General features: G+C 71.3%; 7 protein-coding genes. 4 read left to right on the top strand and 3 right to left on the bottom strand.

Annotation, left to right across the window (positions count from 1 at the left end; genetic code table 11):
• Positions 1-40: 40 nt before the first annotated feature.
• A complete protein-coding gene (locus tag ACFXAZ_RS32385; RefSeq protein ID WP_384598397.1) occupies positions 41-2,317 on the bottom strand; it encodes a hypothetical protein in 2,277 nt (758 codons plus the stop codon).
• Between the two features lie 188 nt (positions 2,318-2,505).
• Complete coding sequence (locus ACFXAZ_RS32380) at positions 2,506-2,715, bottom strand: hypothetical protein (protein ID WP_382692044.1); 210 nt, start codon at positions 2,713-2,715, stop codon at positions 2,506-2,508.
• A gap of 131 nt (positions 2,716-2,846) precedes the next feature.
• Between ACFXAZ_RS32380 and ACFXAZ_RS32375 the strand changes: the two genes are divergently transcribed.
• The gene (locus ACFXAZ_RS32375) at positions 2,847-3,821 is read left to right on the top strand and encodes a carbohydrate kinase family protein (protein ID WP_384598395.1); all 975 of its coding nucleotides are present in this window, start codon (positions 2,847-2,849) and stop codon (positions 3,819-3,821) included.
• A gap of 69 nt (positions 3,822-3,890) precedes the next feature.
• Here the strand turns inward: ACFXAZ_RS32375 and ACFXAZ_RS32370 are convergent, their stop codons facing one another.
• On the bottom strand, positions 3,891-5,267 hold the full coding sequence (locus ACFXAZ_RS32370) for a cysteine desulfurase/sulfurtransferase TusA family protein (RefSeq protein ID WP_384598393.1): 1,377 nt from the start codon (positions 5,265-5,267) through the stop codon (positions 3,891-3,893).
• 259 nt (positions 5,268-5,526) lie between these two features.
• On the opposite strand from ACFXAZ_RS32370, the gene coxB reads away from it, so the two are divergent.
• The 3 genes from coxB to ACFXAZ_RS32355 are packed head-to-tail and all read left to right on the top strand — an operon-like array spanning position 5,527 to position 8,653.
• A complete protein-coding gene (coxB, locus tag ACFXAZ_RS32365; RefSeq protein ID WP_384598391.1) occupies positions 5,527-6,519 on the top strand; it encodes a cytochrome c oxidase subunit II in 993 nt (330 codons plus the stop codon).
• Complete coding sequence (ctaD, locus tag ACFXAZ_RS32360) at positions 6,516-8,258, top strand: cytochrome c oxidase subunit I (protein ID WP_384598389.1); 1,743 nt, start codon at positions 6,516-6,518, stop codon at positions 8,256-8,258. The genes coxB and ctaD overlap by 4 nt, the downstream gene beginning before the upstream one ends.
• Positions 8,255-8,653, top strand: a complete 399-nt coding sequence (locus tag ACFXAZ_RS32355) for a cytochrome c oxidase subunit 4 (protein WP_384598387.1) — start codon at positions 8,255-8,257, stop codon at positions 8,651-8,653. The genes ctaD and ACFXAZ_RS32355 overlap by 4 nt, the downstream gene beginning before the upstream one ends.
• Positions 8,654-8,742 lie beyond the last annotated feature (89 nt).

Below are 8,742 nucleotides of genomic sequence, written 5' to 3'. Positions count from 1 at the left end.
CCCCGGTATCGGGTGGCCGCCGCCTTCTCCGTACGCCCGGCTACCCCGGCAGCCGCGCCCCCGGCTTCTCCAGCGCGATGGCCGCGCCGCCGGAGCCGACCACCCGCCGGTCACCGAGCGGCTCGTCGAGCTGCACGGTCCGGTGCTGGATCTCGGCGATCAGAATGCAGATCCTGTCCGGCCAGGACGTCTCGGTCACCGTCACCCGCACCTGACCGCCGCTCTCCCGCGCCACCACCGAGTAGTCCGCGCACACCCCTGCGGTGAACCGCACGGTCAGCTCCCGGCCCTCGGCGGTGTACCCCTCCACCTGGACATCCCGTGTCTCCACGGGCCCACCGGAGGGCTCGGGCGACGGCGAGGAGGACTCGGTGGCCACGGGAGGCGCGGTGGGCGCGGCGGGTGACGGGGTCGCCAGATACGCGGGGTCGACCGCCGGATGCGTCACCGTGAAACTCTCCGCCGCCCCCGCCCCTCGGACCTCGAACAGCCAGGACGGCACCAGCGCCGCCCGCCCCCCGACGGTGTGCGAGGCCAGCCCGAACTCCGCGCCCTCGACGGACATGCTCTGCTGCGCCCCCTGCTCCGGCAGCGCGGTGGAGGGCTCGCACGGCGACACCGCCTGCCCCTCCAGCGGTACGGGCTCGGCGCACCCGCCGATCCCCACCCGGCCGTCCCCCGAGGTGGCGTTCAGCAGCCCCAGCGTCTCCTCCGCACCCAGCACGGGGTACGTCGCCGCCTCGACCGGCGGGCTCAACTGCCCGCTCCCGCCGACCAGTTCGCCCTGCGCGCTCACCGTGAGCTGGGTGGGCCGGCCATGGGTGGGCAGCCCGCCGACCCGGGGTTCGGCGTTCACCAGCCGCCGCGCGCCCGTCACCTGACTCGCGTCCATGTCGGCGTCGCCCTGCCCGAGGGCCCTGAGCACCGGCGCGGCGAGCGCACGGGCCTCGGCCTCGCCGACCGGATCGCCGGTCCCGTCCGGCGGTTCGGCGCAGGTGGTGGCGCTCTGGCAGCCGTCGGGGCCGGGGACGTACCGGTGAAAGGTCCAGGTGCCGGGCCCTTGCCGGCTCACCGAGAGGCTCGGGCCCTGGCCGTCCTGTCCGCCGATCCGCCAGGACGGCCCCTCGGCGACGGGCGTGCCCGCGATGCCGAGCGCGTCGGCGAGCCGGGTCACGTCGTCGGCACCTATGTCGCCGTGCACGGTGTACACCGGGGCGTCGGCCGGGCCCTGCGGCAGTTCCCCGACGGCCCGGTACAGCCCGCCGCCGGGGTCGGGCTCGCCGGGCGCGATCCCGTTGTCCCCGGGGTGGCCGTCGAGGGCGAGCGGCGGGGGAGTACCGCCACCGCTCACGCCCCCGGCGGGCACCCCCGCATCCTGCGCGCTCCGCGCGCTCTTGTCGGCGGACGTGGCCAGATAAGCCCCCCCACCCCCGACCAACAGCACAGCGGCGACGACGGAGGCGACAAGGAGGGGGGAGCGACGCCGGGTGGGGTGGAGAGAGGACGGGGAGGTGGTGCTCGGCTGGTCGGGGGCCTGGTGGGAGGCGGCTTGCGGGTGGCTGGGGGCGGGGGCTGGGTGGTCGGCGTGGGGGGCGGGGCCCGCGGGGATGGCAGTCGGCTGCCCGGCGGTGTGCCTGCGGTCGGCGTCGAGGCCGGTGGCCAGTTGGGCGGCGTCTGGAGCGGCGTCCCCGGGGGTGGTGGCCGGGTGACCGGCGGCTTTCGGACGGTCGGCGTCGGGGGTGGCGTCGGTGAGGGGGGCGGCCGGGGCGTTCCCGGATTCGGATACGGCGTCCGCGTCGGCACTCTCCGGTCCGGCGGCCCCGGCGGCCCCGGCGGCCCCGGCGGCCCCGGCGGCCCCAGCGGTCCTGGCTGTCCCGGCGGCCCCGGAGGCATCGGCTTCGCCCTGCTGGACCGGCTCGCCTTCCTCGGTCGGCTCGGCTTTGCTGTCGACCTGGGTCCGCTTGTGCGACACGGCCTGCTGGACCGGCTCGTTCTGCCCGGTCGGCTCGGCTGTCCTGGCCACTTGGGCCCGCTTGTGCGACTTGGGCTGTTGGACCGGCTCGTCCTGCTGGACCGGCTCGGCCTTCCTACCCCCCATGGCTCGCCCGACCGACTCGCCCTTCCCGCCCGGCTCGCCCTCCCCAGCGGGCGCGTCCGCCGCCCCCGCCGCGCCCGCCGCGTACCTCCCCGTACCCTCGCCCGCCTCCTCCACCGCCCCCATCCCGACGCCCTCGACTCCGTCGGACTCCGCCACAGCCTCCACATCGGGCCCGGGGCCGGGCCCCGGCTCGGGGTTGTCGGGTCGCTCGGTGTTCACCGCATCGCTCCTTCGGCCGCGCAGCTGTCCCGGATGCCCCGGCCCTGCCGATCGAGGGCACCGGGGTGGGCGTATGCCCGATCCCCCGGACAGGGGACGCCGATGGGACGCGGCGGGGGAGCGCACGGTTCCCGGCGCGCGCCGGGGCCGCCGGAAGGCCCGGTTCCGCCAAGGGGTGCGGTGCTGCCTCAGTCCCCGTAGTCCGACATGGCGTCCAGCAGCCGCGCCGACCCCGGCGGCACGGTCACGCCGTGGATCAGCGCCGGCGGGACCGGGCTGGTGGCGCCGCGCCGCGGCACCGGGTAGTGCGGGGCCATCCGGGCGCAGTCCCCGCGCAGCGACGCGAGGTCGCCTTCGAGGTCGGCCGGAGCGGGGGAGTGGACCCTGAGGTTCGTCATACAGGAACCGTAGGCACGCCGGAGGGTGCGAAGAAAGATCTACTATCGGGTAGTTTTGGCCGCTTCAGCGGCGCCCGTCGGACCCGGTAGCGTTGACTGTCACTTGCCGTCCACCGAGGAGCGTCCTCGCCGTGCGCATCGCAGTCACCGGCTCCATCGCCAATGACCACCTCATGACCTTCCCCGGCCGCTTCGCCGACCAGCTCGTCGCGGACCAATTGCACACGGTCTCGTTGTCCTTCCTCGTCGACAAGCTCGACGTCCGCCGCGGCGGGGTCGGCGCCAACATCGCCTTCGGCATGGGCCAGCTGGGCACCCGGCCGATCCTGGTCGGCGCGGCCGGCGCCGACTTCGACGAGTACCGTGCCTGGCTGGACCGGCACGGCGTCGACACCGACTCGGTCCGGATCTCCGAGACCCTGCACACGGCCCGGTTCGTCTGCACCACCGACGCCGACCACAACCAGATCGGCTCCTTCTACACGGGCGCGATGAGCGAGGCCCGGCTGATCGAGCTGAAGACCGTCGCCGACCGGGTGGGCGGCCTCGACCTGGCGCTGATCGGCGCCGACGACCCGGAGGCGATGCTCCGGCACACCGAGGAGTGCAAGACCCGCGGCATTCCGTTCGCCGCCGACTTCTCCCAGCAGATCGCCCGGATGGACGGGGAGGAGATCCGGATACTGCTGGACGGAGCCGCGTACCTCTTCTCCAATGAGTACGAGAAGGGACTCATCGAGTCCAAGACCGGCTGGAGCGACGAGGAGATCCTCGGCAAGGTCGGCCACCGGGTCACCACGCTGGGCGCGCGCGGCGTACGGATCGAGCGCGCGGGCGAGGACCCGATCGAGGTCGGCTGCGCGGAGGAGGAGCGCAAGGCCGACCCCACGGGCGTCGGCGACGCCTTCCGCGCCGGGTTCCTGTCCGGGCTGGCCTGGGGCGTCTCCCTGGAGCGGGCGGCGCAGGTCGGCTGCATGCTCGCCACGCTGGTGATCGAGACCGTGGGCACACAGGAGTACCAGTTGCGCCGGGTCCACTTCATGGACCGCTTCACCAAGGCGTACGGGCACGAGGCCGGGGACGAGGTCCGGGGCTACCTGGGCTGAGCCCCCGGGCGAGCCTCTGAGAAACAGGAACAGGAACAGGGGCAGGGGCAAGAACAGGGGCAGGGGACGTCAGCTGGTCCGGCGGACCACATAGGCCGTCCCCTTCTCCGCCGCCTCCGCCCCCACGTACTCCTGCCCCCGCATCTCGCACCATGCCGGAATGTCCAGGCGGGCCGCCTCGTCGTCCGCCAGGACCCGGACCGTGCCGCCGACCGGGACCCGGCCGATCACCTTGGCCAGTTCGATGACGGGGAGCGGGCACAGCTTGCCCAGGGCGTCCACCACCAGCGTGTCCTCGTGCACGGCGGTGGTGGGCGCCGCGGTGGCCAGTTGTTCGCGGACACCCGCCACCGCCCCCGGCAGCACCTCCAGGAACCGCTCCACCTCCCCCTCCGGGGTCCCGAGCGGCAGCGACACCCGTACGTTCCCCTCGCTCAGCACCCCCATCGCCCGCAGCACATGGCTGGGCGTCAGGGTGCTGCTGGTGCAGGAGGAGCCGGAGGACACCGAGAAGCCGGCCAGGTCCAGCGCGTGCAGCAGGGCCTCTCCGTCGACGTAGAGACAGGAGAAGGTGACGATCCCGGGCAGCCGCCGCCGCGGATCGCCGACCACCTCCACGTCCGGGACCAGCCGGGGCACCCGCGCCCGGATCCGTTCCGTCAGTTCCCGCAGCCGTACCGCCTCCCCGGCCGCCTCGGCCCGTACCGCCCGCAGCGAGGCCACCGCCGCGACGATCGCCGGAAGGTTCCCGAAACCGGGCGCCCGCCCCGACTCCCTTTCGTCCGTGGGCCCTTGGGGCGCGAACCGCACCCCCTTGCGCACCACCAGCAGCCCGACCCCGGCCGGACCGCCCCATTTGTGCGCACTGGCCGTCAGCAGCGACCAGTCCCCGTCCACCCGCCCCCAGCCCAGCGACTGCGCCGCGTCCACCAGCAACGGCACCCCCGCCGCCCGGCACACCCCCGCCACCTCGTCCACCGGCTGCGCGGTCCCCACCTCGTGGTTGGCGGACTGGAGACAGGCCAGCGCGGTGTCCGGCCGCAGGGCGTCGGCGTACGATCGGACACCCACCGCACCCGTCCGGTCCACGGCGACGGAGGTGACGGTCCCGCCCCCGGCCTCATGCGCTTCGGCCGAATGGAGCACGGACGAATGCTCGACCGCTGACACGATCAGGTGACGGCCCATACGCCTACGCCCGGCCAGCGCCCCCGCGATGCCCGTATGCACCGCCCGCGTCCCCGACGAGGTGAACACCACCTCGTCCACCCGGCACCCCACCGCCTCCGCGGCGGCCTCCCGAGCGGCGTCGAGCAGCAGCCGCGCCCGCCGCCCCTCCCGGTACAACCGCGCAGGATCGGCCCACCCGTCGTCCAGCGAGGCAAGCAACGCCTCCCGCGCGACAGGATGGAGCGGGGCCCCGGAGGCCCCATCGAAGTAACCCATACGGCAACGTTAGAACGCCCGGTCAGGGACACCCCCTCAGGGGCGCGGGGAACTGCGCGAACAACCACGGCCGGACCCGCGCCCGCCAAACAAGCGAACCACCCGGGACAGAGGCACCCCTCCCCGCGAAGGCCCGGAGGGCGTCGGCTAGGGTTTGGTCCGCATAAACATCCAAACCCCTGCCCGACGCAGGGCGGCGACCGACCAGCGAGGCAGGCCGCAGCCAACCGCGCGGGCGAGACTCTCGGGAAGGCGCTACGTGAGTCCCAACGGCTCCGACCTCCCCCACAGCCTGAAGGGCGTGGGAGGTACCCCCAAGCCGCGGCGCCCGATGCGGCGGAAGCTGCTTCAGGCTCTGACCGCGGGCCTGGTCCTCGCGACCGCCACCGGTTGCACATGGGAGGACTTCCCCCGCCTGGGCATGCCCACCCCGGTCACAGAAGAGGCTCCGCGGATCCTCTCCCTGTGGCAGGGATCATGGGCTGCCGCGCTCGCCGTCGGCGTGCTGGTGTGGGGCCTCATCCTGTGGAGTGCGATTTTCCACCGGCGCAGCCGCACGAAGATCGAGGTCCCTCCGCAGACCCGGTACAACGTGCCGATCGAGGCCCTCTACACGGTCGTACCGATCATCATCGTGTCGGTCCTCTTCTACTTCACCGCTCGCGACGAGACCAAGTTGCTGAGTCTGAAGGAAGAGCCCGACGTCACGGTCAACGTGGTCGGCTTCCAGTGGAGCTGGTGCTTCAACTACATCGAGAACGTCGAGGGTTCCACCGGCGACGCCAAGACGGCCGAGGAACTCGACGCGATCCCGACGCGCTACAGGGATGACTTCCCGGACAACGCCGGGGGCGTCTACTCCTGCGGCACGCCCGGTGAGACCAACCCGCAGACCGGCAACCCGGGCCCGACGCTGTGGCTGCCGGAGGGCAAGACGGTCCGCTTCGTGCTGACCTCCCGGGACGTCATCCACTCCTTCTGGGTGGTGCCGTTCCTGATGAAGCAGGACGTCATCCCGGGCCACACCAACGCCTTCGAGGTGACTCCCAACCAGGAGGGCACCTTCCTCGGCAAGTGCGCCGAGCTGTGCGGTGTCGACCACTCCCGGATGCTGTTCAACGTGAAGGTCGTCTCCGAGGAGCGCTACGAGCAGCACCTGAAGGAGCTGGCCGAGCAGGGCCAGACCGGTTACGTGCCCGCCGGCATCGAGCAGACGCAGGCCGAGAAGGACCGGGAGACGAACCAGCTGTGAGCATCATCAACGAACCTCAGGGCGGGGCGGCGCCGGCGCCGGTCTCGCACTACGCGGACGAGTTGCCGGTGAGGCGCAAGCAGCCCGGCAACGTGGTGGTGAAGTGGCTGACGACCACCGACCACAAGACCATCGGCACGCTGTACCTGGTCACGTCCTTCGCGTTCTTCTGCATCGGCGGCGTGATGGCGCTCCTCATGCGCGCCGAGCTGGCCCGTCCGGGCTTGCAGATCGTCTCGAACGAGCAGTTCAACCAGGCGTTCACGATGCACGGCACGATCATGCTGCTGATGTTCGCGACGCCGCTGTTCGCCGGATTCGCCAACTGGATCATGCCGCTCCAGATCGGCGCCCCCGACGTGGCGTTCCCGCGCCTGAACATGTTCGCCTACTGGCTCTACCTGTTCGGCTCGCTCATCGCGGTGGGTGGTTTCCTCACCCCGAACGGCGCGGCGAGCTTCGGCTGGTTCGCGTACTCGCCGCTGTCGGACGCGGTCCGCTCGCCGGGTCTCGGCTCCGACATGTGGATCATGGGTCTGGCCTTCTCCGGCTTCGGCACCATCCTCGGCTCGGTCAACTTCATCACCACGATCATCTGCATGCGCGCACCCGGCATGACGATGTTCCGGATGCCGATCTTCACCTGGAACGTGCTGCTGACCGGTGTGCTGGTCCTGCTCGCCTTCCCGGTGCTGGCCGCCGCGCTGTTCGCCCTGGAGGCCGACCGGAAATTCGGTGCCCATATCTTCGACGCCGCCAATGGCGGGGCATTGCTATGGCAACACCTCTTCTGGTTCTTCGGCCATCCAGAGGTCTATATCATCGCGCTGCCATTCTTCGGCATCGTCAGTGAGATCATCCCGGTCTTCGCCCGCAAGCCGATGTTCGGCTACCAGGGCCTGATCGCCGCGACCATCGCGATCGCCGGTCTGTCCGTGACGGTGTGGGCCCACCACATGTATGTCACCGGCGGTGTGCTGCTGCCGTTCTTCTCCTTCATGACGTTCCTCATCGCCGTCCCAACCGGTGTGAAGTTCTTCAACTGGATCGGCACGATGTGGAAGGGCTCACTGTCCTTCGAGACACCGATGCTCTGGGCCACCGGCTTCCTGATCACCTTCGCCTTCGGTGGTCTGACCGGTGTCATCCTGGCCTCGCCGCCGATGGACTTCCATGTCTCGGACTCGTACTTCGTGGTGGCCCACTTCCACTACGTCGTCTTCGGCACCGTCGTCTTCGCCATGTTCGCCGGCTTCCACTTCTGGTGGCCCAAGTGGACCGGCAAGATGCTGGACGAACGGCTCGGCAAGATCACCTTCTGGACGCTGTTCGTCGGCTTCCACGGCACCTTCCTGGTCCAGCACTGGCTGGGCGCCGAGGGCATGCCCCGCCGGTACGCCGACTATCTGGCGGCCGACGGCTTCACCGCCCTGAACATGGTCTCCACGATCAGCTCCTTCGTCCTCGGCGCGTCGATACTGCCGTTCCTCTACAACGTCTGGAAGACCGCCAAGTACGGCAAGCAGGTCGAGGTGGACGATCCCTGGGGCTACGGCCGCTCCCTGGAGTGGGCGACCTCCTGCCCGCCGCCCCGGCACAACTTCCTCACCCTGCCGAGGATCCGCAGCGAATCCCCGGCGTTCGACCTGCACCACCCCGAGATCGCCGCGCTCGACCAGCTCGGCCACGGCGGTTCCGGGGCCAGCGCCATCGCGGGCGGCAAGGAGGCCGGGAAGTGAAGATTCAGGGCAAGATGTTCATGTGGCTGAGCGTCTTCGTCCTCGCCGTGGCGGTCGTCTATGGCGTGTGGTCGAAGGAGCCGGCCGGTACCACGGCCCTCTTCCTGGCCTTCGGCCTGTGCATCATGATCGGCTTCTACCTGGGCTTCACCGCCCGGCGGGTCGACGTGGGTGCCCAGGACAACGAGGAGGCCGATGTCGCGGACGAAGCCGGTGACGTGGGCTTCTTCAGCCCGCACAGCTGGCAGCCGCTCGCCCTCGGCGTCGGCGGCGCGATCGCGTTCCTCGGCATCGCGGTCGGCTGGTGGCTGGTGTACTTCGCCGCCCCGATCATCCTGATCGGCATCTGGGGCTGGGTCTTCGAGTACTACCGCGGCGAGAACCAGACGCAGTAGCGCTCACCTGCACGGCCAGGAGCCCGGACACTCCGTCAGGAGGGTCCGGGCTCCTGCATTTGCGCGGGGTCCGTCCCCCGCACGGCTCA

This window comes from Streptomyces sp. NPDC059477, assembly GCF_042749375.1.
GTDB lineage: Bacteria > Actinomycetota > Actinomycetes > Streptomycetales > Streptomycetaceae > Streptomyces.
This window is presented reverse-complemented; position numbering and strand designations above follow the sequence as displayed.

What these genes read in the sequence shown, in the direction of transcription:
- ACFXAZ_RS32370 (WP_384598393.1), bottom strand. Translation starts at nt 5,267, where the DNA reads ATGGGTTACTTCGATGGGGCCTCCGGGGCCCCGCTCCATCCTGTCGCG.
- ACFXAZ_RS32380 (WP_382692044.1), bottom strand. Translation starts at nt 2,715, where the DNA reads ATGACGAACCTCAGGGTCCACTCCCCCGCTCCGGCCGACCTCGAAGGC.